Below are 23,855 nucleotides of genomic sequence, written 5' to 3'. Positions count from 1 at the left end.
CGCGGCGCCGCTGGCCCACCCGGATTCATGACGATGCCGAGCTCCCCGATTATCCTTTCCTCGCCCGCCCACGCCCTGCGGCCGCTGGCCGTGGCCAGCATCAGCCGCGAACAGGCCGACCTGGCGCGCCAGATCGGCCGCGGCCGCCAGGCGGCGCTGCCGGCGCTGGCACCGGACGCCCTGCTGACGCTGCAGGCGGCCAGCGACGCGGCGCCGTCGTGGCTCGAACCGCTGTCGGTGCAAGGCAGCTTCGGCCGGATTGAACTGGTGCGCGGCGCGCGGCTGCTGCGCGCGCTCACCGGCATCGACCTCGGCGACGACAACCATGGCCCACAGTGGGAATGGCTGCAGGCGGCCGTGTGCGCGCGCCTGCACGGCACGCCGCTGGCCGGCGCCGACAGCCTGGCGCAAGGCCAGCTGGCCGTCGCCGCACCGGGCCTGGTGACCCTGCGCCTGACGCTGCGCGGCGCCTGCCACCTGATCACCACCCACGGCCGCGCCAGCGCCGCCGACTGGCTGCGGCTGCTGGCCGGCGGCGACTGGCTGCGGCTGCAAAGCCCGTTCGACGGCTACGCCGGCCTGCCGCTGCACCTGCCGCTGCGGCTGGCCCGCCACCGCCTGCCGCGCGCCATGCTGGCCGGCCTGCGCCCCGGCGACGTGCTGCTGCCGGACGGCAGCGCCTTCGATCGCAGCGGCCAGGGCCACGTCACCCTGGGCGGCCTGCGCGCCACCGTGCGCTACCAGGCGCCAGCCAGTTTGATCATCTTAGCTTTGGAGACCCAGATGGACGCACCACACGACATGGCGCAGGACCTGCCGCAGCCCGCCGCCGCGCCCGATATGCTGGAACGCCCGCTGGACGGCGTGCCCGCCGTGCCGGCGGCCGCGCTGGACCAGCTGCCCGCCACGCTGGACATCGAATTGGGCAAGCTCACGCTCAGCCTGGGCGCGCTGCGCGGGCTGGCCGCCGGCAGCACGCTGCTGCTGGCCGGCGCCGATCCGGCCGCGCTGGAAATCCGCTGCGCCGGCCGGCTGCTGGGCCGCGGCGAAGCGGTCGACGTCGACGGCCGGCTGGGTGTGCGCATCACCGAATGGAGCGCGGCATGATGAGCAGCCAGTACGACGTCGTCTCGTTTGCGATCCTGCTCGGGATGATGTCGCTGATACCGCTGATCGTCGTCGTCACCACCTCCTTCCTGAAGATCTCGCTGGTGCTGCTGGTGCTGCGCAACGCCATCGGCGTGCAGCAGGTGCCGCCGACGCTGGCGATCTACGGCATCGCGCTGTCGATGAGCATCTTCATCATGGCCCCCACGGCGCAGCAGATCGGCACCCGCGCGCTGGCCATCGAGGCGCGCGGCGGCGCCGGCCAGAGCGGCCAGCTGCTGACCCAGGCGCGCGAGGCGGTCGAACCGCTGCGCGAATTCATGCTCAAGTTCAGCCAGCCGGAGCAGCGCGCGCTGTTCCTCGACTCGGCCAGGAAGCTGTGGCCCAAGGACATGGCGCAGGCCGCCACATCGAGCGACCTGCTGGTGCTGGTCCCGGCGTTCGTGGTGTCGGAGCTGCAGACCGGCTACCAGATCGGCTTCCTGATCTACATCCCCTTCGTCGTCATCGACCTGCTGGTGTCCAACCTGCTGATGGCGCTGGGCATGCAGCAGGTCAGCCCGCAGACCATCACGATTCCGCTGAAGCTGCTGTTGTTCGCCATGGTCGGCGGTTGGGGCAAGCTGCTCAACGCCCTCGCCATGTCGTATCTGTGATGTCCTATCCGTGAGGCGCGCCATGGGCGAAACACTCCAATTCTTCCAACAGGGCCTGTGGCTGGCGATCATCATCTCGGCGCCGCCGCTGCTGATCGCCACGCTGTTCGGCGTGATCGTCTCGCTGGTGCAGGCGATCACCCAGGTCCAGGACCAGACGCTGCCCTACGTGGTCAAGCTGCTGTCGGTGGCGCTCACCGTCGCCGTGCTGGGGCGCTGGTTCGGCGCCGAGATCATGCAGCTGGCCGACAAGGCCTTCCTGCTGATCCCCACCATCGGACGCTAGCGCATGCCCGCCTCGCTGCTGGTCGACCTGCAGACCTTCCTGGTCGCCATGGCGCTGACGGTGCCGCGCACCGCCGTCTGCCTGGCGATCCTGCCCGGCTTCAGCGCCCGCACGCTGCAGGGCATGATGCGCAACGCGGTGGCCTTCGCCATCGCGCTGCCGGCCGTGGCGCCGGCCTTCCTGTCGCTGCAGCATTCCACGCCCGGCCTGCTGGTGGCCGCCGCGCTGGCGCTGAAGGAAGCCGGCATCGGCCTGCTGCTGGGAGTGCTGATGGCGATCCCGGTGTGGGTCGCGCAGTCGATCGGCTCCATCCTCGACGCCCAGCGCTCGCCGATCCAGATCCAGTCCAACAACCCCTCGCTCGACCAGGACGCCAGCGCGCTGGGCGGCATGCTGCTGCAGGCGGTGGTGCTGGTGATGGTGGAGGCCGGGCTGTTCGTGGCGCTGGTGCGCATCCTGATCGAAAGCTACGGCCTGTGGCCGGCGCTGAGCCTGACGCCGCCGTTCGAGAGCGGCCACCTGGACCTGCTGATACGCCGCTTCGGCGAATTCTTCTGGCACGTCGCGGTCTACGGCGGCCCGGTGATCATGCCGCTGCTGATGGTCGATTTCGGCTTCGCCATCATCGGCATCTTCGCCGCCAACCTGCAGGTGTCGTTCATCTCGGCGCCGGTCAAGAGCCTGGCCGGGCTGTTCATCCTGCTGGTGTACTGGCCGATCTTTTCGCACTACGTGGCCGGCGATTTCGCCCACATGCTGGACTTCATTCCACAGATGCTGGACTACGGCAAGCAATGAGCGACGAAAAGACCGAACAACCCACCGACAAGAAGCTGCGCGACGCCCGCGACAAGGGCCAGATCGCGATCAGCCGCGACCTGGCGCGGGTGGCCATGCTGATCGCCGTGGCGGAGCTGGCGCTGGCCGCCGAGCCGCAGTGGCGCGCGGCGCTGGACGCGCTGTTCGAGCTGTCGCTGCGGCAGATCGGCCAGCCGTTCCGGGACGCCATGCCGGCCATGCTGATGGCGGCCGGCACCCTGCTGCTGGGCGTGTTCGGCGCGTTCTTCGTGCTGTGCGGCGTGGTGGCCTTCGCCGCCCACTGGGGCCAGTTCGGCGTGCTGATCGCGCCCGAGTCGCTGACGCCGACGATCGACAAGATCAATCCCGTCAACGGCGTCAAGCAGCTGTTCGCCAAGAAGAAGCTGGGCGAGCTGCTGATGGCGCTGTTCAAGGCCGGCACACTGGGCGTGATGATCTGGATCATGGTGCGGGAGCAGCTGCCGTCGATTCTGCAGATGGCCAACGGCGAACCGAAGGATATCTATTTCGGCTTCATCGCGCTGCTGCGCATGGTGCTGCACCCGGTGGCCGGCGTGTGCCTGGTGCTGGGGCTGATCGACTTCGCGCTGCAGAAATACTTCCACATCAAGTCGCTGAAGATGGACATGGAGGAGATCAAGCGCGAATTCAAGGAATCGGAAGGCGACCCGCAGCTCAAGCAGACGCGCAAGGGACTGGCGCGGCAATGGGCCTCGGAAGCGCCGGCCGCCAAGACCGCCGGCGCCAACGCGGTGGTGGTCAACCCGACCCACTTCGCGGTGGCGCTGTTCTACGACGCCGCGCAGACACCGGCGCCGCTGCTGCTGGCCAAGGGCAAGGACGAGGTGGCCCAGGCGATGATACGCGAGGCGCGCGCGCGCGGCATCCCGGTGATCCGCCATGTCTGGCTGGCGCGCACGCTGTACGCCACCGGCCAGGCCGACCACTACGTGCCTAGGGCCAGCTACGAGTCGGTGGCCCACGTGTACGCGGTGGTGCAGGAACTGATGGAACAGAACGATGCCGGCCGCGAGGTCGAGCTGGAAAGCCGTGGCGAGGCGCCGGAGTCCCATGCGCCCTGACGCCGTTCTTCCTGGCCTGGCGCCGGCCGCCATCGTACCGGCGCCGTTGCTGGAGCCGGTCCCGGTGCCGTCGCCCGTGTCGCTACAGTCGTCAGCACCGGCGTCGATGCCGGTGGGCTCCGGCGCCGAACCGGTGTCCACCGCGCCGCCGCAAGGCGCGGCGGCCGACACGCTGGGCCCGGCCATCCCTCCGCCGCCGGCGGCCGCTCCGTTAATCCCGATGGAAGCGCTGCCACCGCGCCGCGCCCTGCGCGCCGCCGACGTCATCGCCGTCCAGCGTCATGGCCGCGATGGCCAGGCGCTGGGTGGAACGCGGGGTGAAGCCGCCCCGGCCGACAACCTGGTCGGCGGCGGCGAGGACCGCATGCGCTACCTGGCGATGGTCGCGGCCACCTCGGTGCCGCCGCTGCGCATGAGCCCGGCAGAGCGCGAGCGCGCCATCACGGCGGCGCGGCCGCGCAGCCGCATCGAGTGCATGCGCCGCTGCGGCAGCAACGGCTTTTGCGATCCGTCCAGCCCGAGCGGCTGCGGCGGCGAATACTGCCTGGCGGGCCGCGACCTGGTTTAACTCTGGGGGGGACGGCGCCGGCTAGCGCTTGTTGCTCAGCATTTCGTGCAACTCCAGCCGGTTGTAGGCCGAACGCATCGCGTCCTTGGCGCTGACCAGCTTCTTGCCGACCAGCTGCGCCAGCACGTCGTTGAGGCTGCGCGACATATTGTCTTCCTTGCGCTTGAGGAAATCGGCGATCAGGTGCAGCTTGGACGGATCGCTGATCAGCGGCGCCACCTGCTGGTTGTGGTTGAAGATCATCTCGCTGGCCAGCACGAAGCTCTGGCCATCCTCGCTCGGCAGCAGGTTCTGGTAGATCACGCCCACCAGCGAGTTGGCCAGCGCCGCCGCGCGCTGCGCCTGCTGCTCGGCCGGGAAATAGCCCAGCAGCTTGCCGATCGCGCCCAGCGCGCTGTTGGTGTGCATGGTGGCCAGCACCAGGTGGCCCGATTCGCCGGCGTGCAGCACGGTGTCGGCGGTGTCGAAGTCGCGGATCTCGCCCACCATCAGCACGTCCGGCTTTTGCCGCATCGCCTCGCGCAGGCCGGTCGAGAAGCTGGCGGTGTCGGTCGGTACCTCCTTCTGCGAGACGATCGACTGGTCGCGCCGCAGGTGGTACTCGATCGGTTCCTCGATCGTCACGATGTGGGCGCTGCGGGTGCGGTTGATGTGGTCGAGCAGCGCGGCCATGGTGGTGGTCTTGCCGGAGCCGGTCGGGCCGGTCACCAGGATCACGCCCTTGGTCGCCTCCAGCATGGTGCGCACGTACGACGGCAGCCCGGTCTTCTCGATCGAGATCGGCTCCATCGGCAGGCGCCGGATCGCGATGCCGATCGCGCGCCCGCCCGACATGCGGTACAGGTTGCAGCGCAGCCGGCAGTTGGTCAGCACGAAGGAGCGGTCGATGGCGGCGCTGAGGATCTTGTCTTCCCAGTCCTCGTCGATGGCGGCCAGCAGCGGCGTCATTTCGGCCAGCGTCACGGCCTCGTCGCCGGCCGCGGTCCAGCCGCGCGGCGTCTTGATCATGATGCGCGCGTCCTGCTCGATATGGATGTCGGAGAACACCTCGCCCTGGTTGACCAGCGCGATCAGCTCGGACAGCAGATCGCGTTCTGCCAAAAATTCGTCGCTCATGATGCATCCCAAAGTATCGCGCCCCGGTGGCGCATGCAGGATCCATCATACGTGGCCCGGGCCGGCGATTCCTCAACAAATCTCACCGCCGGCCCGGCCCGCGAAAAAACCCGCGCGGCGCCGGAACCTTCGCGCGTTGTCGGACGACATATGCAGGACCGCCACGGCCGCGATGGCTACGGCGGCAACCTCAATCAACCTTTAAGGAGAACACGATGGGCGCAGCAGTCGTAGGAGCAGCAGCAGCAGGTACCGCCTCGGGTCTGGCAACTATTGGCGCAGGTATGGCGGCCAACGAGGCGCTGACCGCGGCCGAGATGGCGGCACAGATCCAGAAGAAGGCCAACACCGCAGCGGTGAACGCCATCTAAACAGCGCTGAAGGCCGGGGCCCGCTCCGGCCTTCAGCATTTTTCATTCCCGTCAAAACAGGAGGTCGCGATGACTTATCTGAATAACCGTACGCAGCAGCTGCCGGCGCAGGCAGGCGGCGGCGCCATCGAGCGGCCCACCGCCCCCGGCGGCGACGCCGACCTGGTGCGCTGGGCGGCGGCCCAGGGCCAGGCCCTGTCCAAGCTGCAGATCTTCAGCACCATGGCCAAGCAGGTCAACGAACAGCAGTAATTCCGGCGCCGCCGTCCGGCGGCGCCTTGCTTCCGCCTGTCTCCCCCTCGGCAGGATTCCCCTCCCCCGCTGCGCCAACTACGACACCGACAGCAGCCACGCGGCGGCCTGGTCCTTGGCGGCCAGGATGGCGTCCAGCAGGCCGGTCTCGTCGACCAGCCGCTCGATGCCGATGTTGTGCAGGATGATGTAGCGCCCTTCGCTGGCGTCCCACAGCCATTCGCCGCCGGGATAGCCGGGGCTGGACAGCGGCGCCGCCGCCTCCGGCAACAGCGCGCGGCGCGGCAGGTACACCGACACGCACAGGAACGGCTGCGGCGCCTCGGCCGCCAGCGACGTCACCGTCAGGATATCGTCGAACTGCAGCTCCAGCACCGGAGGACCGTCGGTCCGGCCCTGGCCCGTCAGTTCGACCAGTTCGCGCATACAGCGCAGGACGGCCGCTACGGAGCCACCGAACTCCTCTGGTGGGACATAGTTGTGTTGCTGCATAATACCTTATCGGATAAGTAAGCGGTCGGAGCGATGGGCAGGGGCGGTAGACGAATGCTACGCCTTCTGCGGCTCATCGCCAAGGTCAAACAGCGCCGGCGCCCCTTGCGGCGCAACCGTGCCCGCAACGATCAGCTCTCCTGCTCTGCGATACTTTTCGTCAACGCCTGTTTCTGTGGTTCAAAGTCGACGCGGCGTTCCGCGCGCGCCTCTTTATCTTACTTGTTGATAGTTTCGGCCATTTGGCGATGCAACTCTTCGCGCTGCGGCAACAATTGCTGCGATTGTTTGCCGACATCCCGGCCTTCGGGCGCCCGCTGGCGGGTGTTGTTGCCGCACACGGCGCGCGAGATGTTGCCATCGCACAACACGCGACAGGCCAGGCGGGGGCATCGTGGGTGCGGCGGTGCCGCGGCGCGGCGCATGCGGCGGGCCGAATGGGAATGTGCTGGGTTATCGGAAATCAGAAAAATAAGCCGTCATCGCGCCGGCGCATGGAACCACGCGCCGCCAGCGCCCACTCATCGATACTCCAACCGGAGTCTTGTCCACCACTTTGAAAGGAAGCACCATGCCTATGCTCGCCCCTCTCGCGACCCTCGCCTCCACCGCCGCATCGATGATCCCACCGCCACCACCACCGCCAAAAGCGGATGACGGCGGCGCCATCATCTAAGGCCGCGAATAGCGCGGGGCCGCGAACGCGCGGTCCTGCGCATTTCCCTTTCCGCACGGAGTTCCCCCATGGCCGACTTGCGTTTGACCGACCAGGCCGATCTCGGCCTCATGTACGATATCGAGCGGCAGCGCTACGACAGCGCGCTGATCGCCGCCGTGACGCGCGAACACGCCGTCGCCCACTACTCAGGATGTCCGTCGGTCGGCTACGAGATCGATGGCGTCGCCGCCGGCGGCGCCGTGTTCGACGGCCATGAGCTGCACCTGGCCGTGCTGCCGCAATTCCACGGCCGCTGGGCGTGGCTGCTCAAGCCCACGCTGGACTGGCTGTTCGCGCTGCGCGACCCGGTGCCGGTGCGCATCGAGCGGGACAACCCGCGCTGCATCCGTTTCATGGACTGCGGCGGCTGGCAGCGCATCGCCGAAGACCAGCAATACATCACCTACCTGTTGAGCAGCAGCGCGCCGCACGTGTTCCGCCGTCGCCGCGCCGAGCGCCTCGCCGGCCGCTAGCGCCCCGGCGCAGGATCCTGCGGCAGGTTGCGGTACACCTTGAGCGCATACGCCAGCCGCTTCTTCGGATCGGCGGCGTTGTAGGCGCCCACCGCATCCCAGGAATTTCCCAGCCGGCGCATGTTCTGCGCCAGTATCCACGCGCCGACGTGGATGCTGGTGCAGGCGTCGTACAGCTGCTGCTCCTCGATGCCGTGGCGGCGCAGCGTCGGCAGCCAGCTGCTGTTGATCTGCATCAGGCCGATGTCGTAGGAGCCGTTGGCGTTGACGCGGCCGCGCGCCAGCGGATCGAGCCTGGACTCGGTGCGCGCGATCGCGTACAGCAGGCTGGCGTTGACGCCGTAGCGCTCGGCCGCGTCCTGCCAGCAGGCGTCGGCACGGCCGCACAGCAAGGCCAGCGCCAACAGCCATGGATGGCGGCGGCGCGCCGTCATCGCGTCAGCGAGCCGTCGATGTACTTCCACACCGCGTTGTCCGGATTGGTGCCGGTGCAGATCAGCGGCAGCGGCGGCGACGACGAGTCGAGCACGATGGTGCCGATGATGTTGACGCGCACCGGCGGATTGGAGCCGGCCAGCACCTTGTTGCAGCCGTCGCCGGGCCAGTAATGGCTGCCGATCGAATAGGTCGCGGCCCAGATGTAGTCATCGACGATCAGCGTGTACGCGTGGATATGGTCGAACACCTCCAGGTCGCCCTTGATCGAACCGTTCCTGACGGCGGTGACATCCCGCCCCGCATTGAGGTCGCGCCCGGCGTTGACGTCGGCGCCCGCCGTCAGCGTGCCGGTCATGTTCAGGTTGCCGTTCTCGTCCACCGCCAGCGGCCGCCAGGTGTTGGTCGCGGCCTGGTAGCTGAAGGCCAGGCCCAGCGCCGTCACCAGCCGCACGTCGCCTTCCTTGCTGCCCGGCTGCAGCGCCAGGTCGGCGTAGGCGGCCACCGGCTCCCTCCACGACGTCAGGCTGGCCACCTGGCGCCAACGGTTGTCGCTGGTGCAGTTCATCAGGTTGCGGTCGGCGTCGATCGCGATGCCGGCGCCGGTGCAGGGATCCTCGGCCGTCACCACCGCCGCCGCGCCCATGCCGATCGGTGCGTTCATCTGGTTCAGCTCCGGCATGCCCGGCACGCGGTTACGGTACAGGAAATCGGCCGACTGGCCGGGACCGTCGAAGAACAGTGCCGACACCAGGCTGCCGCCGCCGGCCGCCGTGCCGCTGCAGTTGGCCGATATGAAGCTGGCCAGCGTGGGCGAGGTGGTGGCGCTGAGCGTCCAGGCGCCGGACGCGCTCTGCGCCCGGGTCGGGTCGCGGCTGGTGATGAAGCCGGCGCCGGCGCTGGCGGCGGCAAAGGCCAGCACCCGGTCCGGGATCGCCGCGCCTTCGCTGACCACCAGCGCGTCGAGCACGATGGTGGTGGGCGCGGCGGGCGACTTCACGCGCGGGCGCACCAGCAGGCAGGCGCCCTGCTCGTAGGGATTGGCTGCCGCCATCCCCGGCGGCAGCATGCCGGCCGCCTTCAGCATGGCCGGCGTGATCACCAGCGTCTGCCCGACCTTGGCCGGCACCGCCAGCGCGCCGTACTGGTCGGCCAGGTAGGTGGCCGCGGCGGCCGCCATCTGCGACTGGTATTGCGCGGCGCGCTGCGCCTTGGCGTCCTCCATGCCGGTGTCGATCATGGCAGACAGCCCCGCCACCAGCATCGCGCCGATCAACAGCGCGCCGAGGATTTCTATCATCGCGATGCCGCGCTGTTTGTGGTGCATGGTGTTGTCCTCAGTTGGCCGCGGCCAGCCACACCGGGCCGCCGTTCGGGATCGCCAGCGCCGGCGTGGCGATGGTGCTGGATGCGGCCGACAGCGCCGGCCGGAAGAAGCCCTGGCTGAACTGGCCGACCATGCGCGAACGCTGCGACAGCGCCAGCAGCTCGCCGGTCAGGCCGGGCTGCGGCGAGAGCGCATAGACCACGATGGTGCCGTCGGCCAGGCGGTAGTTGGCGAAGCCGCCCTGGTTGGCGCCCGCCATCGGCGCGCCCGCCGCCATCAGCTGGGCGGCCGGCGCCGCCTGGTACTGGGCCGGATGGGCGCTGAAGTACGCCACCACGGCCTGGCGGTAGGCCGCCATCGCGCTGGCCTGGCCGCGCTGCGCCGTCTGCGCGGCCATGGCGCCGGCGTCGACCTGGCCGGCGCTGTACCAGGTGGTCAGCGCCAGCATCACGGCGACGATCATGGCGTTGAACATGGCCTAGCGCTGCAGCACGGGGATGGCCGCGCTGCCGGCGATCAGTGCGGCCATCTGCTGCCTGGCGATGGCGGCCAGCAGGTCGTACTGGCCGTTGCGCAGGTGGCTGCGGGCGGACGGCGCGTCCTTCAGCAGCAGCATTTCGGTCTTCAGCGTCTTCTTGGCGCCGCCGCCGAGCTGCTGGTGCAGCACGCCGGCCAGGCCGTCGGCCATCAGCGCGCGCGCGTGGACGGCGCCGATGCGCTCGGCCGCCAGCGACTCCAGCTTGCCGACCGCCTGGGTCGCGCTGTCGGCGCGCATGGTGCTGATCAGCAGGTAGCCGTCGATGCTGGCGCGCAGCACGGCGACGGCGGCCTCCTGGTCGCGTATCTCGTCGAGCATGATGATGTGCGCGCCGCTGCCCAGCACGCGGCGGAAGGCTTCGGCGAAGCCGCCGTCGCCGCCGGTGGCGGTCTGGTAGCAGACGCCGTCGCCGTAGCTGCCCTCCAGCGGCAGCTCGATCAGCGCCTCGCCGGTGACGGCCACGCCGCCGTGCGCCGCCAGCCGGTCCTTGACCATGGCGCAGGCGCTGCTGGTCTTGCCGGACTTGGCCGGGCCGGCCACGATGAACAGGCCGGACAAGCCCCGCGCCAGCAGCGCCGGGATGTAGGCGTTCGGTATCCCCAGTTCGGCCAGCGTGTGGATCACGCTGGCGATCTTGCGCAGCACGAACACCTGGCCGCCCGCCGTCAGCATGGTCGTCATGTGGTAGTTGACGCCGTCGTGCGCCACCTGGCAGCGGGCCGGCGCGCGCGGCCCCGCCAGCGCCGCCTTGCACACCGCGATCAGCCGGTCCAGGTCACCGCGCAGCGCGGCGCTGGCGCGCAGCGGATTGGCGGCGGCGCCGGGGACATCGCAAAAGCGGTCCTCCAGCGTCGGGTGGCCGAGGTACAGGTCGGAAAACACCAGTTGTCGGACTGCGGTGGCGTCAAGCATGGGATGGCCGATGGTTGATTAATTGGAGGTGAAGACCAGCGTGTTGCCGGCGGCGGCGTTGACGTTGCAGGCACCGGCGGCGATTGCCGGCGTGACCGGGAAGGCCACGATGCCGGCCGCGCCGTTCGAGGCGATCGATTGCCAGCCGCTGGCGCCAACCAGCGTCGAGACGCAGACGTCCTGCGGCAGCCCCGGGTAGCTGATGGTGAAGGTGCCGGTGTTGCCGGTGACGACGACGTTGCCGCCCCAGACGTTGGTGGCCACGCCCGCCGCCGTCACGGCCAAGGTGCCGGGGAAGGCGCCGGCGGTCCTCAGCGTCGCATTGAGCGCCGCCGCGCCGTAGCCCTGGCCCATGTACAGCTTGCGCACGGCGGTGCGGATCGCCGTCACTTCCTCGCCTGCCTGGTTGGATTGGGCGCTGCTGAAGGCGCCGGTCAGCAGCGAGACCGCGCCGAGGATGACGATGGCGGCGATGCCGAGGTAGGCGATGGCTTCGAGCAGCGAGGCGCCGCGCTGGCGGCGTGGGTGGCGGATCAGTTTCATGTTGTTCTCCAGTGGTTGAGGCAATTGAGAAAAAACTACGGATAGAGCAAATTCATTTCAGCGCAGCGCGCGCGTCATGCCGGCGATCTCCTGCTGGATGCCGAAGAAGCCCGTCACCAGCCAGGCGATCACCACGGCCAGCGCGACCACCGAGACACCGTTCAGCACCTTCATCTGGGCGCTCACCGTCTCCACACCCTCGGCCAGCCATTCGTCGGCCAGGATCTTGAGCGCGTCGGCGAAGCCCTTGTACTCGGCATACACGCACAGGTCGTCGACCACTTCCGGCGATGGAAAACCGTAGCCGGCGTTGCGCAGCGCCTCGCCGCAATTGAGGCCGGACTTGACCCCCAGCAGCGCGCCGTCGAGCCGCTCGCGCAGCCACGGCGGCGCCTGGCCGGACAGGCGCTGCAGCGATTTCTCGACCGTGATGCCGGCGAACTGCAGCGCCGAAAACGCCATCAGGAAGCCGCTGCCGACCTGCAGCCGGTAGATCGAATACGGCGCGTAGCGGTCCAGCACCACGCGCACATTGCCGCGCCAGCGCGGCATCGACACGGCGATCGCCGCCAGCACCAGCAGCATGCCGGCGACGATGGGCAGCATCCACTGCTGCACCAGCTGCGACATCAGGTACAGCGAGCGCGCCGAGCCGTGCCACTTCTCCGGGTCGACCATGCGCGCGAACTGCGGCACCACCGTCACCCCGAACACATACAGGTAGGCCAGCACCATCGCCAGGATCGCCAGCGGGTAGGACAGGCCGCCGATGATCACGCGCTTGATCTCCTTCTGCGACTTGACCACGCCGGCCAGCACCTGCAGCGTCACCTCCAGCCGGCCGGACTGCTCGCCGGCCAGGATGATCATCCGTTCGGTGCTCGGTATCCACCATTCCAGGCCGTCGCCCAGGAAGCGGCCGTTCTGCACCGTCCGCCGGCACTCGGCCAGGATGATGGCCAGCGGCTCGTTGGGCTTGCGGCCCTGGAGCGAGGCGCGCTCCCACAGCTCGTCGAGGATCTTCAGCAGCGGCAGGCCGTTGCCCAGCATGGCGGCGATCTTGCGGTACATGCGCAGCCGCACGGCCTCGCCGAACTGGGTGCGCGCCCACCAGCGGTGCAGGTCAACCTGCATGGACCGACTCCACCACGTTCAGGTGGCGCTCCGCGCGCGGGGCGTCGGCGGCCAGGTGGCCCACCACCTTCTCGGCCATGCGCGGATCGACCAGGCCGGCCGTGATCTTGGCCAGCGCGTGTTCGAGCAGCGTCTGGCCGCCCAGGTCGCGGCGCCAGTATTCCAGCGCCTGGCCCTTGTCGCCGCTGCGGATGTAGTCGAAGAAGCGCGCGTCCGGCGTGATCACCTCGGCCACCACGGTACGCCCCGCCGTGCCCTGGTCGCGGCAGGCCTTGCAGCCCGGCCCCGCCACGCACACCTGGTCGAAGGCGGCGCCGGTGGCCTGGCGCACCCGCGCCAGCAGCGGCGCGGCCAGCGCGTCGGGCTGGTCGCGCAGCTTGACCTTGCAGTGCGGGCACAGCAGCTTGACCAGGCGCTGGCTGATCAAGCCGGTCACCACCATGTGGTCGGCCACCATGCTCAGCGGCAGGCCCAGGTCGAGCAGGCGGTCGACGATGGCCATGGCGCTGTTGGCGTGCACCGTGGTCCAGACCTGGTGGCCCGTCATCGAGGCCCGCAGCGCGCTCTGGGCCGAAGCCTTGTCGCGCATCTCGCCGATCATGATGGTGTCCGGGTCGAGCCGCATGGCGTTGCTGATCGCCGCCGAGAACAGGCGCGAACGCTCTTCCTCGCTGCCGGCGTTGGTCACCGAGGTCTGCACCGCACCGTCGATCGGATACTCGACCGGATCTTCCACGGTCAGCACGTGCAGCTTGTGCTCGGCCTGCTGGATGGCGCCGGTCAGCACCCGCTGCAGCGTGGTCGACTTGCCGGAACCGGTCGGGCCGCTGATGATGTTCATGCCTGTCGGCTGCTCCTTGAGCCGCTGCAGCTGCTCGGCGTGCAGCTCGCCGAAACCGAGCGGGCGCAGGTCGACGGTGTCGCCGGCGTCGTTGTACAGCAGCCGCAGCACCATCAGCGTGCCCTCGTTGGTGGGCGCGGTGGCGATGCGCACGCCGTACAGCTGCGGCGGCAACTTGTCGCGGTCGGCGATGCTGGCGTCCTGGCGCTCGGTCGGCTTGTACGAGCTGTCGGACACCGACGTCATCGCGCCGTACAGCGTGGCCAGCAGGCGCTCGCCGTATTCCGAGGTCTGGCTGCCGATCCGCACCAGGTCGTTATGGATGCGGAAATAGGTCTCGGTGCTGCAGCGGCGCACGCGGATGTGGATGTCCGAGGCGCGTTCGCGGCAGGCGCGGTTGAGCAGCTCCTTGGCCGTCACCTGCATCATCGAATGTTCGTGGCGGCGGCCGCCCTGCTCGCCCGCGCCGTTGTTGTACAGGGCGGCGATGGTTTCGATGTCGACCACGCAGACGGTGCACTCGCGCGCCATCCTCTGTAGCCGCGCGCGGTAGGACAGCACGTGCGGATTGGATTCCTGGCCGTGCGCGATCAGCAGCCGGCCGTCGGACAGCAGGCATAGCAGCTTGCGTTCCTCGGCGCTGCCCTCGAAGGCGCCGGAACGGCTCAGCACTTCGGGCGCGCCGGCGGCGGCCTTGGGCCCGGCCATCATGGCCGGCGGCGGCGCCTTGGCCGCCGGCGCGCTGCGGAAGCTGGCGAAGGGGCTCATCGCTCGCTCCCCTTGGCGCCGGGGAACAGCGGCGGCAGGCCGACCGCGGGACGCGGCAGCGCCGGATTGAACGGCGCCGGCGCGCCGCCCATCAGGTGCAGCCGCATGCGCTTCTTCTTCGCCGTCTCGACGATCACGCCATTCGACTGGATGGCCACCACGCGCATGCCGTCGGCCAGCACATCGCCGGCGCGCACCTCGACCAGGGAGCCGCTCTCGAACAGCAGCGTCGCGTACTGGTTCTTGCCAATGCCTTCGAGCGACTGCACCACCGGATTGCCGCTGACCGGCGCGCTGCTCAGGCGCGCACCCTCGTCCTGCTTGCCGGCGATCTCGTTCTGGCGCTGCAGGATCGCCGCCTGCACCGCCAGCTGGCGCTCGCGCGCCTTCAGCACCAGGGTTTCGGACTCGATGCGGGTCAGCGCGTCGGAGGCGTTGACGGCGGCCGGCGCCCGCGCCGGCGTGGCAGCGGGAACGGGGGCGGCGGGGGGGCGGCCGGCGGCCGCCACTGCCGCCACCAGGAAAAGCAGGCGCAGGCTATTTCGCATAGATGACTCCTTCCAAAGACCATATTCCGGCGCGGTAGCGCAGTCTCTCCAGCCGGATGCCCGGCATGTCGAGGATCGATGCCACTTCCAGCGGCGAGATGCCCACCGGCCCGATCACATAGCTATAGGTGTGCCAATCGGGCCGGACGGTTCCATCGGCGGGCGCGCCGGGCGGCGGCGCGGCCGCCGGCGCCTCCTTCATGGCCAGGCGCAGGCTCAGGTTCATCAACTGCAGGCGCGACTGGATGCCCGCCACCAGTTGCTGCTGCGGCAGCAGGGCCTCGTCGCTACCGGGACCAGGCGCGAACGGCCGCGCCAGCGTGGCGGTGTCGCCGCCGATATCGACCTGCGCGCCCGGCACCTGCGCCAGCAGGAAGTCGACCGTGGATTCCTGCCGGGTCCAGGTATAGCGCTGTTCGGGCACGCCGCAGCTGTATTCGGTCAGGGCCCAGCCGCCCGGCGTCAGCTGCGACAGCCCGGCCACGCAGGCGCGCGCCACGCTGGTCGGGCCGGCGCTGCGCGCCCACGGATGCGGCGCCGGCGCGGCCTTGGGGCGGCGCAATTCGACCTGGCGCAGCACCTCGGCCTCTTCCGCCAGCCGCAACGCTTGCTGGCGCGCGTGGTAGTGGCGCCAGCCCAGGCCGGCGGCCAGCGCCAGCACAGCGCATACGCCGACGCCGGCCGCCACCATGCGCGGCGAGATGCGCGGCACGGTCGGGCGCAGCAACCAGGCCTTGTTGATCTTGATCTGGCCGCCGCCCGGCTCGCCCAGCACGTCTTCGATGCTGCGTTCGCGGAAGTTATGGAAGCCGTAGTGCTCCAGCTCGGCGTCGCCGATGACCAGGTTCCAGCCACCAAGGCCGTAGTCGCCGTGCAGGCGTTCGAACACTTCCTCGCGGCTGCCGGCGAAGTCGCCGTTGGGCAGGAAGTTGGCGTCGCGGACCGCGAAGTAGGCCCAGTTACCGTCGGGCAGGCGGAACGCCGCCAGCCAGTTGTGCACCGGCTGGTTTTCGCCGTCGTAGTGGGCGCCGTCGCGCGCCAGCCGGCTGGCCACCGCCGCCGCCAGCGAATACAGCGGCTGGCGCGGACCGGGACCGCTGTGCGCGAATCCGGCCTGCGCGGTGGAGTATTCGCGCCGCAGCACGGCCAGGTCGCAATCGATCTTGCGCGCCAGGTCCGCCGCCTCGCGGGCCAGCTCGCGCGGGCGCGACAGCGATTGCCAGAACAGGCCGCAGATGAACTTGTGGCGGCCGAGCTGGATGATGGGGCTGGTCATGGCGCGCGCCTCAGGAACCGGCCATGGCGGTCGGCGTCACCAGGATCACGATCACTTCCTTGTTGGTCTTGCGGGCCAGGCCGCCGCCCAGCAGGAAGTTGGCCGGATGGCCGACGCCCTGGCGGTCCAGGTCGTCGTCGGTCTGCTCGAAGCCGCTGATGATCAGCGTCTCGTTGGACTTCATCGAGACCCGCTGCAGGAAGTTGCGGGTGTCCAGCTCCGGCGATTCGATGCTGTTGCTGTTGGCGCCGTCGCCGCTCTTGACCGTGCGGATCTGGCGCAGCGCCGAAATGTCGGTGGAGAACTGCAGCATCACCGTGCCGTCGTCCAGCAGATGCGGCAGGATGCTCATGTTGAAGCCCGAGGTCACCACGCCGGGCGTCAGCGAGGTGGTGCTGCCCGCCAGCGGCGAGGTGGTGGTATCGGACGACTTCAGGTAGCTGGTCTGCTTGGCCACCTGCACCGGCACCGGCTGGTTATTCAGCGTCACCACGGTGGCGCTGGTCTGGCGCCGTACCTTGCCCTGCTGCGACAGCGCCTGGATCATCAGCGAGCTGCCGGCGAACTTGCTGCCGGACGAGGCCAGCACGCCGGCCGAAAACGCCACCGGATTGCTGCCGGGCGAGCCGGCGATGGTGTTGCGGATGCCATAGTTGTTCAGCAGGTTGCTGTAGACCAGATTCCAGTTGATGCCGTACTCGTCGGCGTCGGTGAGCGTCACCGACAGCACCGTCACGTTGATCGCGATCTGACGCGCCATGGCCTGGTTTTCACTGTCGATGAAGGCCGCGATACGCTCCATGGCGTCGGGCGTATCGACCACCGTGATGCTGCCGGTGGCCGGCGACGCCACTACCTGGCCATAGGGCGACAGCATGGCGCTGATCGATTTCTGCAGGTTCGAATAAACCGACAGCTGCGAGCTGACGGCGGTGTTCTGGTTGTTGGTCGCGCTGACGCCACCGCTGCCGCCACCACCGCTGCCACCGCCGCTGCCGCTGGAGACGCCGCCGCTGGAACTGGCGCCGCTGCTGACGGTGGCGCTGAAGCTCGAATCGCCGGGAAGCGCGTTGATCTGGAACGAGCGCGATTCAGTATGGAAGAACAGGATGGCGCCGTTGGCGTATTTCCAGTAGACGCCGTAGCGCGCGGCCACCGTGTCGAGGAAGTTCTGGAAGCTGCCGTTGCTGTAGGCGATGTGCACCGGCTCGGGTTTGTGCGCGCCGTTCTTTGCCGGCGGTGGGTTCAGCGGCGGCACGATCGGCGTCACGGTGCCGGCACCGGCCACGCCCGCCCCTGCCGCCGCGGACGGCGGCAGGGCGCCGCCGGCCACGGCCAGCGCGCCGGGACTGACCTTGGTTGGAATCCCGGAGCGCATGGTGATGCGTTCGGCCAGTTCCGACAGCGAAGAGACGGTGCGGTCGAAGTTGGCGGGTTCGCGGAACACCGGCGGCAGCACCGGCGCACTGGGCACCTTGACCACCTTGTGACCCAGCCAGATGCCCTCCTCGTGCACCACGGCCGGCGCCGGCGCCGCCGGTACCGGCTTGGTCGTGCCGACCTGGCGCGACAGCTCCGTGATCTTTCCGCCCGGGTCGCCGAAGCTCTGGCTGTCGCGGCGCGCGATGTCGGAGCAGGCCGCCAGGCTACAGCACAGCAGTACCGCTGGTATCAGTCCGGCCTTCATGATTGCGCTCCTTTGACGACGATGCGTATGACGCGGTTGCCTTTGTAGAAAATCGCCTGTAGTGGCGTCTCGGCGCCGGCCATGCTATGCGCGACCGCTTCGATCGCTTGTTCGAAACTGCCGGTGACGGTGGTGTCGCGTTCGACGGCGTAGTCGACCGGCGCTTCCCACACCAGCTGCCAGCCTTCGCTGGCGGCCCAGCGCAGCAGCGCGGTCTTCAGGGTCTGGTCGCTGGCCTTGAGCTGCCAGGTTGGCGGCGCTGGCGGCGGCGGTGGCGCCACCGGCTGCGGTTGTGGCGCGGCGGCGGCCAACACCGCCATTGCCGGCTGCGCGGCTGCCGGTTCTTCCACGCAGTCGGCCTCGTTGATCCAATACCCATAGCTGGGCAACAGCAGCGGCTGCGGGATGGCGGACGGCGTACCGGCAGCGGCAGGCAGCGACAGGCATACGCCCAGCCACGACAGCAGGCCAAGCCGGGAGAGAGATAACAGGGACTTGAGCATAAGCAGCATCAATCAGAAGCATCACATGAAGAAATGAACCCGGCCTCGCCAACATCGAGGCGCGCGCAAGCGGCGCCTCTCGTGACAATGAGTGTCGTGCGCGGCGCGACGGTTCCATCAATCTGAAAATATTTTTCCCGCATGCCGCAGACAGGCCGCCGTTGCTGGCCCTACGCAAAAAACCCTTGCAGCGCGATACGTTTTACTGATACAACTGCTGACGCAACATTAACCTCTTCAACAGGGCTACTAGCGGGGATGTATGGCATGCTGAATAAATCCGAGAGCATAGGCTGCTACGTGCGTAGCGACAGCCTGTTCGCCAAGCTGCAGGCAACGCTGCAGCAGGCCGGTTTCAGCTGCGAGCGTTTCGCGTCGGAGAACAGCCTGTCGCGCATGCTGAGCCGGCGCGAGTTCGCGCTGCTGATGATCGACATCGGCAACCACCGCGACGACAGCGAGGATTTCGTCTCCTGGCTCAACTGCCGCACCGGCAACAGCACGCCGGTCATCGCGATGTCGCAAGGCACGCCGGAGATGGCGGCGCTGGCATTGAACGCGGGCGCCGATGACTTCATCGGCGCGCAGTTCGAGGCGGTGGAGGCGATCGCGCGCATTCGGGCCGTGATACGGCGCCATCATCCGAACACCGTGCGCCGCACGATCACCTTGGGGAAGTTCACCCTGGACCGCGAGGCGGCCAGCGCCGCCTACGACGGCGCGGTGGTGGAATTGACGCCACGCGAATTCACCATGGCCTGGCTGTTCTTTTCGTCGCCGGGCGTGTTCATCTCACGCGGCACCATCGGCGCGTCGATCTGGAGCGCCGACAGCGAGGTGGCGGGACGCACGATCGAACAGCATGTCTACAAGCTGCGCAAGAAGCTGCAGTTCGGCGTGGAGCGGCGCGTGATCATCCGCACCTCGTATAGCCAGGGCTACCGGCTTGAGTACACACCGGAGGAATGATGCGGATGGGGGGGAAGGATGGGCGCGCGCGCCGGTTGATTATTGAAGGCGCGCCAGTTCGCGCTGCAGCGCGGCGACATCGCTGCGACGGCGGCCGACGCGGTCGGCCGGAGCCCGACCGGCCAGCAGGCGCGCCAGCTCGGCCTGTGCGGCCAGCAGCTCGCTGCCGATGATGTGTTTTCTGTCGGCGTCGAGCTCGCGCTGGCGCTCCGCGTCGATGCGGGGGAAGTTGGCAGCGCCCAGCATCGGCGGCGGCGTTCGGCCGCCTGGTGCGGCATGCGTCGTTGGCGTGGCGCCGCCGCGAGATGCGGCACGGCGCGGCGGCGGTTCCGGCCGCAACACCAGCTCCCGCGCACCCGGCTGGGACGGACGGAAATTGGTGTAGCTGGCCATGCGCGTGAGCGGATCCACATACTTGAACAGCGCCGCCTGCGCCGCCGGCATGGCCAGCATCGCCAGCAGCAGCCAGCCGAGGCGCCGCGCCATGGCGCCGGTCATTGCCATGCCAGCGCCTGCCGCTTGCAAACCACGGTGCGCGGCTTTTTCGGCCACATCGTATCGGCCAGCGACAGACGGCGGAACGGCGGCGCCGCGTTGGCGGTTGTCGAAGCGCCTGTCGCCACCACCGCCGGCGCGCCGGCGGCGGATACGGAGGATACAGCGGGTGCGGCAACGGCGGCAGCGGGTGCGGCAGGTGCGGCGGCAACCGCCTCGTTCGCGCGCGCCTGCTGCCGCTGTTCGGCCGCAGCCAGGCGGCGCGCCGCCTTGTTCGCCTTCGACAGCTCGGCCGCCGCCATGCCGGCGCTGGTCGTGATGCGCGGCGTGATCAGGAACAGGCGCTCGCGCGTGCTGTGCGTTTCGCTGGAACTGCGGAACAGGTTGCCGAGCAGCGGCACATCGCCCAGCAGCGGCACCTTCTGGTTTTGCCGCGATACCGACTCCGCATGGTAGCCACCGATCATCAGCGTCTGCTGGGCGTCGACGATGGCCTGGCTGCTGATGTTGGAACGGGTCACGCTGTTCTTGGTGGTGTTCTTGTCCATCGAGCCATCCTCGATATCGACCTCCAGCCGCACCCGCATCACCGCGCCCTCCTGCACGATGCGCGGCACCACGCGCAGCATGGTGCCGACGGTGATGTCGGCCAGGTCGGCCACGCGCTCGCCGACCAGCGGCACATACGCGGTCTGACTCAGGTCCAGCACCGCCGCCACGTTGTCCAGTGTGAGCACGGTCGGCTTGGCCAGCACGCGGGCGTCGCCGTTGCCCTCCATCGCCTTCAGGCGCGCATAGAAGCGGCCGGCGTTATTAATCAGCAGCGTGGCGCCGGGCAGCGGCAAATCGACGCCCTGCGAATCGCCGCCGCTGGCGTTGATGGTGGAGGTCGTGTTGCCGCTCTTGACGCTCCACTCCACGCCCAATTCGCTCAACTTGCTGCGGTCGATATCGACGATCAGCGCCTCGATCTCGATCTGGCGCGGCTCGATGTCCAGCTCCGCGATCAGCGCCTGGTAGGTGGCGCGCTTGGCGACGTCGTCGTAGATGATGATGGCGTTGAGCGAAGGATCGGCGTCGATGCGAACCCGCTCGCTGCGGGCGGCGCCGGCCGCCTTGGCGCGGCGGCTGTCCTCGGCCGCATCGGCGGCATGCGCTCCGGCCTCCTGCGCACCGCCCTTGCCGACCGGCCCGCGACGCGAATGCTTGCTGCTGGCGGCGTCGAATTCGTTGCCCGGCACCGCGCTCTCCTTCTGCGCCTGGTCGCTGTCGAGCAGCCGGGCCAGGATGCTTTTAATGCCCGGCACCAGCTCCTTCTGGCCACGGGTGGTGATGGTACGGTCCGCGGCGCTGGCGTACTTCAGCCGGAACACCATGACCTGCCTGCCGCTGGCGGCGGCCTCCTGCTGCTTGCGGTCCGGCAGCAGCAGCGAGCGCACCAGGTCGACGTAGACGCGCGGGCCGCTGACGATGATCACGCCTTCGTCGGGCAGCTCGCCCCAGCCGAAGCGTGCGTCGAACAGGCCCACGCCGATCAGCGCGGTCTTGGCGTCCTGCACCGCATCTTCGCCCACCTGCAGCCGCACCGAGATCTGCTCGCCGCGCGGGACCACATACACCGTCTCGTTGTAGACGAACCAGCGGAAGTTGGCGCTGGCGGCGAGGCGGTCCAGGAACTCGGTGCCGGTGGCCGCCTTGAGCCGCATATTGGGCAGCACGGCATCGGTGACGCTGCTGTTGACCTGGACCCCGTAGGCGGCGCCGAACTGCTCGAGCACGCGGCCCAGGCGCATGCCCTTGGCGTCGATGGCGAAGCCGGTGTCGTTCCAGCTGGCGGGCGCCACGGCGGCGGCCGGTGCCGCCTGTACCAGGCACGCGGCCAGCAGCACGCCTCTGGCGATGACGGCCAGGCGCGGCCACATCATGACCATGCTCCGGTCAGCAGATTGCGCATGCGCTGCTCGTGGCGCGCGGCGCTGCCGCCGCCCGGGCGCTGGCGCTCGGAAGGCGGCGCCAACGCGGCGCGCCATACGGCCAGCTGATCGAGCAACTGCTCCAGCGCCGGCGCGGCGTCGCTCCAACCGCGGCAGGACGGCAGCCAGCAGCTGAGCACCAGGCCACGGCCGTCGTCGGCCAGGCTGAGCCCGGCATAGAATTCCTGTGCGCTGGCAAAGCCATACCGCATCGCCGCCAGCACCTGTTCGCGGCTGGGATCGTGCCACAGGCATGCCGCCAGCTCCGCACCGCCTTCGCCCGGCTGCAGCCAGACCGACTCGCCGTCGATGGCGACCCGCGCTCCAAGCGGCTGCGCCTGCAGCCACCGGGCCAGTTGGTCGTGATCGTCCATGTCTTACTTGGCCTCGGTGAGGACGGTCTTCAGCGGCTTTTCATGCAGCTTGAATTGCGCTTCCATCGCGCGCCGGCTGACCGAGCGCTGCTCCAGCATCTGCATGAAATCCTTGGGGTCCGGCTGTTCGCCGGCGGCGTCGGCCGCCATGAAGTCGCGCATCTGGCGGTCGCTCTCGTCGAAGTGTTTTTCCAGGCGCCGCAGCGCATGCGTGATCGGATTGTTATCGTGGGACATGCTATTTCTTCCTCGTGGCGGATGATGAACGGCAGCGGCGACAGCCCGGCATTGCTGATGAGTGGCAGCCCGTTCCCATTTAGTTCGCTTAAAACGAAAAAAAATATCCAGCCCGGGCGGCCGGAACCTTCGCGGCGGCCGCAACACTTATCCGCTGCATTCAGAACATTCTCCGCTCAACCATTTTTATGAAGGAAAGACGATGGCTATTACCAATCAGGTGACGCTGACCGGCGGCGCCCACAACGAGGTCCAGCTGCAGATCAGCTACGACAAGGAACGCGACGAAACCACCGAGACGCTGATCCAGGACGGTCAGGTCATCGGCAGCAAAACCCAGCACGGCGATAACGTGATCGGCGCCCAGCAGGCGGCGCTGGCGGCCGAAGCGGACGCCGGCGAACATTCTTCCTGCGGCCATGAGTCCGGCGATACCAAGAAAACCGGCCTGTTCCAGGCCTTCATGCAGTGGAGCGGCCTGACGCCGACGCCGACGCCGACGCCTACTCCGACGCCTACCCCTACTCCGACACCTACGCCGACTCCAACCCCGACGCCTACGCCTACGCCTACGCCTACGCCAACGCCGACTCCTACGCCTACGCCTACCCCGACGCCAACCCCAACTCCTACGCCTACGCCTACGCCTACGCCTACGCCTACGCCGACGCCGACTCCTACGCCAACGCCAACGCCAACGCCAACCCCGACGCCGACACCCACCCCGACGCCAACGGGTTACACGCCGCCGCCGATTCCGAACGATCCGGAAACGCGCCGCTTCTCCGACCAGAAATACAACGAGAAGATCGCCAGCTACCGCGAAACCGACGACGACACGTCGACCGACGCCGACCACAAGGTGATGAGCGCCAACGGCATTCCGGTCACCGAATTCCAGGGCAAGACCTACGGCTTCGTCGAGGGCACCAACAACACCGTGATCCAGGTCGGCGACAAGTTCGTCAGCGCCTACGACAATCCGGCCGGCTTCCAGGCTACGATGAAAAACATCAACACCTGGAACCTGACCAACGACTCCAACCGCTGGAATCTCGATGCGAACCAGTCCGGCAAATGGGGCCCGCTGGGCGACAAGCGCGTGGGCGACGGCAAGGAAACGGCGAAACCGGGCGCCGGCGACAACGGCGACGGCAGCTTCTCGCTGAACCGCGACAAGAATCCGCCAAACGATGTCTACCGCGCCTACACCACGCCGGCCATGGAGGACGCGGGCGTGGTTGCCTATGAGACGGCGGACGGCCATCGCCGCGTCATCAGCAAGGACATCAGTCCGGACGCGTACGCGGCCGTGCTGGCGACCGCCAAATCCGGCCTGAACATGTAAACAGGCC

29 protein-coding genes are annotated in these 23,855 nt (G+C 68.6%); 11 read left to right on the top strand and 18 right to left on the bottom strand.

Annotated elements, in window-relative coordinates; genetic code table 11:
- Window positions 1-33 precede the first annotated feature (33 nt).
- The 6 genes from ACEN9F_RS30925 to ACEN9F_RS30900 are packed head-to-tail and all read left to right on the top strand — an operon-like array spanning window position 34 to window position 4,518.
- On the top strand, window positions 34-1,107 hold the full coding sequence (locus ACEN9F_RS30925) for a FliM/FliN family flagellar motor switch protein (RefSeq protein WP_413426517.1): 1,074 nt from the start codon (window positions 34-36) through the stop codon (window positions 1,105-1,107).
- Window positions 1,104-1,763 carry a type III secretion system export apparatus subunit SctR gene (sctR, locus tag ACEN9F_RS30920; protein WP_413426515.1) on the top strand — a complete coding sequence of 220 codons (660 nt, stop codon included), beginning with the start codon at window positions 1,104-1,106 and terminating at the stop codon, window positions 1,761-1,763. Before ACEN9F_RS30925 ends, sctR begins: the two co-directional genes overlap by 4 nt.
- Window positions 1,764-1,785: 22 nt before the next feature.
- Window positions 1,786-2,049 carry a type III secretion system export apparatus subunit SctS gene (sctS, locus tag ACEN9F_RS30915; protein WP_413426513.1) on the top strand — a complete coding sequence of 88 codons (264 nt, stop codon included), beginning with the start codon at window positions 1,786-1,788 and terminating at the stop codon, window positions 2,047-2,049.
- A gap of 3 nt (window positions 2,050-2,052) precedes the next feature.
- Window positions 2,053-2,847, top strand: coding sequence for a type III secretion system export apparatus subunit SctT (sctT, locus tag ACEN9F_RS30910; RefSeq protein WP_413426511.1), 795 nt, complete (start codon window positions 2,053-2,055; stop codon window positions 2,845-2,847).
- Window positions 2,844-3,950, top strand: a complete 1,107-nt coding sequence (sctU, locus tag ACEN9F_RS30905) for a type III secretion system export apparatus subunit SctU (RefSeq protein ID WP_413426509.1) — start codon at window positions 2,844-2,846, stop codon at window positions 3,948-3,950. Before sctT ends, sctU begins: the two co-directional genes overlap by 4 nt.
- Complete coding sequence (locus ACEN9F_RS30900; protein ID WP_413426507.1) at window positions 3,940-4,518, top strand: hypothetical protein; 579 nt, start codon at window positions 3,940-3,942, stop codon at window positions 4,516-4,518. Before sctU ends, ACEN9F_RS30900 begins: the two co-directional genes overlap by 11 nt.
- Before the next feature lie 21 nt (window positions 4,519-4,539).
- Here the strand turns inward: ACEN9F_RS30900 and ACEN9F_RS30895 are convergent, their stop codons facing one another.
- On the bottom strand, window positions 4,540-5,634 hold the full coding sequence (locus tag ACEN9F_RS30895; RefSeq protein ID WP_413426505.1) for a type IV pilus twitching motility protein PilT: 1,095 nt from the start codon (window positions 5,632-5,634) through the stop codon (window positions 4,540-4,542).
- A gap of 215 nt (window positions 5,635-5,849) precedes the next feature.
- On the opposite strand from ACEN9F_RS30895, the gene ACEN9F_RS30890 reads away from it, so the two are divergent.
- The gene (locus ACEN9F_RS30890) at window positions 5,850-6,005 is read left to right on the top strand and encodes a hypothetical protein (protein WP_413426503.1); all 156 of its coding nucleotides are present in this window, start codon (window positions 5,850-5,852) and stop codon (window positions 6,003-6,005) included.
- 69 nt (window positions 6,006-6,074) lie between these two features.
- Window positions 6,075-6,257, top strand: a complete 183-nt coding sequence (locus ACEN9F_RS30885) for a hypothetical protein (RefSeq protein ID WP_413426501.1) — start codon at window positions 6,075-6,077, stop codon at window positions 6,255-6,257.
- A gap of 78 nt (window positions 6,258-6,335) precedes the next feature.
- On the opposite strand, the gene ACEN9F_RS30880 is transcribed toward ACEN9F_RS30885, so the two are convergent.
- Window positions 6,336-6,683 (bottom strand): hypothetical protein, encoded by a 348-nt coding sequence (locus tag ACEN9F_RS30880; protein WP_413426500.1) that lies wholly within the window; start codon window positions 6,681-6,683, stop codon window positions 6,336-6,338.
- A 284-nt stretch (window positions 6,684-6,967) separates the two neighbouring features.
- Window positions 6,968-7,174 (bottom strand): hypothetical protein, encoded by a 207-nt coding sequence (locus tag ACEN9F_RS30875; protein WP_413426499.1) that lies wholly within the window; start codon window positions 7,172-7,174, stop codon window positions 6,968-6,970.
- 319 nt (window positions 7,175-7,493) lie between these two features.
- On the opposite strand from ACEN9F_RS30875, the gene ACEN9F_RS30870 reads away from it, so the two are divergent.
- Complete coding sequence (locus ACEN9F_RS30870; protein WP_413426497.1) at window positions 7,494-7,940, top strand: GNAT family N-acetyltransferase; 447 nt, start codon at window positions 7,494-7,496, stop codon at window positions 7,938-7,940.
- Here ACEN9F_RS30870 and ACEN9F_RS30865 read toward each other — a convergent pair.
- Genes ACEN9F_RS30865 through ACEN9F_RS30815 form a run of 11 tightly spaced genes read right to left on the bottom strand, consistent with a single transcriptional unit; the run spans window position 7,937 to window position 18,452 of the window.
- Complete coding sequence (locus ACEN9F_RS30865; protein WP_413426495.1) at window positions 7,937-8,374, bottom strand: lytic transglycosylase domain-containing protein; 438 nt, start codon at window positions 8,372-8,374, stop codon at window positions 7,937-7,939. The two genes, ACEN9F_RS30870 and ACEN9F_RS30865, sit on opposite strands and share 4 nt — an antisense overlap.
- Window positions 8,371-9,702 carry a shufflon system plasmid conjugative transfer pilus tip adhesin PilV gene (gene pilV / locus ACEN9F_RS30860; protein WP_413426493.1) on the bottom strand — a complete coding sequence of 444 codons (1,332 nt, stop codon included), beginning with the start codon at window positions 9,700-9,702 and terminating at the stop codon, window positions 8,371-8,373. Before pilV ends, ACEN9F_RS30865 begins: the two co-directional genes overlap by 4 nt.
- A 10-nt stretch (window positions 9,703-9,712) precedes the next feature.
- Entirely contained in the window at window positions 9,713-10,177 is a 465-nt protein-coding gene (gene pilM / locus ACEN9F_RS30855) for a type IV pilus biogenesis protein PilM (RefSeq protein WP_413426491.1), read from the bottom strand.
- Window positions 10,178-10,180: 3 nt separating this feature from the next.
- Window positions 10,181-11,152: an ATPase, T2SS/T4P/T4SS family gene (locus tag ACEN9F_RS30850; RefSeq protein ID WP_413426489.1), complete on the bottom strand. Its 972-nt coding sequence runs from the start codon at window positions 11,150-11,152 to the stop codon at window positions 10,181-10,183.
- A gap of 18 nt (window positions 11,153-11,170) precedes the next feature.
- Complete coding sequence (locus ACEN9F_RS30845; RefSeq protein WP_413426487.1) at window positions 11,171-11,695, bottom strand: type 4 pilus major pilin; 525 nt, start codon at window positions 11,693-11,695, stop codon at window positions 11,171-11,173.
- Window positions 11,696-11,752: 57 nt separating this feature from the next.
- Window positions 11,753-12,829, bottom strand: coding sequence for a type II secretion system F family protein (locus tag ACEN9F_RS30840; protein WP_413426486.1), 1,077 nt, complete (start codon window positions 12,827-12,829; stop codon window positions 11,753-11,755).
- Window positions 12,819-14,438 (bottom strand): GspE/PulE family protein, encoded by a 1,620-nt coding sequence (locus ACEN9F_RS30835; RefSeq protein WP_413426484.1) that lies wholly within the window; start codon window positions 14,436-14,438, stop codon window positions 12,819-12,821. The genes ACEN9F_RS30840 and ACEN9F_RS30835 overlap by 11 nt, the downstream gene beginning before the upstream one ends.
- Complete coding sequence (pilP, locus tag ACEN9F_RS30830) at window positions 14,435-14,986, bottom strand: type IV pilus biogenesis protein PilP (protein ID WP_413426482.1); 552 nt, start codon at window positions 14,984-14,986, stop codon at window positions 14,435-14,437. Before pilP ends, ACEN9F_RS30835 begins: the two co-directional genes overlap by 4 nt.
- On the bottom strand, window positions 14,976-16,262 hold the full coding sequence (gene pilO2 / locus ACEN9F_RS30825; protein WP_413426480.1) for a type 4b pilus protein PilO2: 1,287 nt from the start codon (window positions 16,260-16,262) through the stop codon (window positions 14,976-14,978). Before pilO2 ends, pilP begins: the two co-directional genes overlap by 11 nt.
- 10 nt (window positions 16,263-16,272) lie before the next feature.
- Complete coding sequence (locus ACEN9F_RS30820) at window positions 16,273-17,949, bottom strand: PilN family type IVB pilus formation outer membrane protein (protein WP_413426478.1); 1,677 nt, start codon at window positions 17,947-17,949, stop codon at window positions 16,273-16,275.
- Complete coding sequence (locus ACEN9F_RS30815) at window positions 17,946-18,452, bottom strand: toxin co-regulated pilus biosynthesis Q family protein (protein WP_413426476.1); 507 nt, start codon at window positions 18,450-18,452, stop codon at window positions 17,946-17,948. Before ACEN9F_RS30815 ends, ACEN9F_RS30820 begins: the two co-directional genes overlap by 4 nt.
- A 267-nt stretch (window positions 18,453-18,719) precedes the next feature.
- On the opposite strand from ACEN9F_RS30815, the gene ACEN9F_RS30810 reads away from it, so the two are divergent.
- Complete coding sequence (locus ACEN9F_RS30810) at window positions 18,720-19,421, top strand: response regulator transcription factor (protein WP_413426474.1); 702 nt, start codon at window positions 18,720-18,722, stop codon at window positions 19,419-19,421.
- Between the two features lie 39 nt (window positions 19,422-19,460).
- Here ACEN9F_RS30810 and ACEN9F_RS30805 read toward each other — a convergent pair whose 3' ends face one another.
- The 4 genes from ACEN9F_RS30805 to ACEN9F_RS30790 are packed head-to-tail and all read right to left on the bottom strand — an operon-like array spanning window position 19,461 to window position 22,500.
- Window positions 19,461-19,925, bottom strand: coding sequence for a hypothetical protein (locus ACEN9F_RS30805; RefSeq protein WP_413426472.1), 465 nt, complete (start codon window positions 19,923-19,925; stop codon window positions 19,461-19,463).
- Window positions 19,916-21,841 (bottom strand): type III secretion system outer membrane ring subunit SctC, encoded by a 1,926-nt coding sequence (gene sctC / locus ACEN9F_RS30800; RefSeq protein WP_413426470.1) that lies wholly within the window; start codon window positions 21,839-21,841, stop codon window positions 19,916-19,918. Before sctC ends, ACEN9F_RS30805 begins: the two co-directional genes overlap by 10 nt.
- The gene (locus ACEN9F_RS30795; RefSeq protein WP_413426468.1) at window positions 21,838-22,263 is read right to left on the bottom strand and encodes a hypothetical protein; all 426 of its coding nucleotides are present in this window, start codon (window positions 22,261-22,263) and stop codon (window positions 21,838-21,840) included. Before ACEN9F_RS30795 ends, sctC begins: the two co-directional genes overlap by 4 nt.
- 3 nt (window positions 22,264-22,266) lie before the next feature.
- Window positions 22,267-22,500 carry a hypothetical protein gene (locus tag ACEN9F_RS30790; protein WP_413426466.1) on the bottom strand — a complete coding sequence of 78 codons (234 nt, stop codon included), beginning with the start codon at window positions 22,498-22,500 and terminating at the stop codon, window positions 22,267-22,269.
- 202 nt (window positions 22,501-22,702) lie between these two features.
- Here ACEN9F_RS30790 and ACEN9F_RS30785 point away from each other — a divergent pair, with 202 nt between their 5' ends.
- Window positions 22,703-23,848: a hypothetical protein gene (locus tag ACEN9F_RS30785; protein ID WP_413426464.1), complete on the top strand. Its 1,146-nt coding sequence runs from the start codon at window positions 22,703-22,705 to the stop codon at window positions 23,846-23,848.
- Window positions 23,849-23,855: the final 7 nt, after the last annotated feature.

Source organism: Duganella sp. CT11-25 (genome assembly GCF_047302815.1).
Classification (GTDB): Bacteria; Pseudomonadota; Gammaproteobacteria; order Burkholderiales; family Burkholderiaceae_D; genus Rugamonas.
This window is presented reverse-complemented; position numbering and strand designations above follow the sequence as displayed.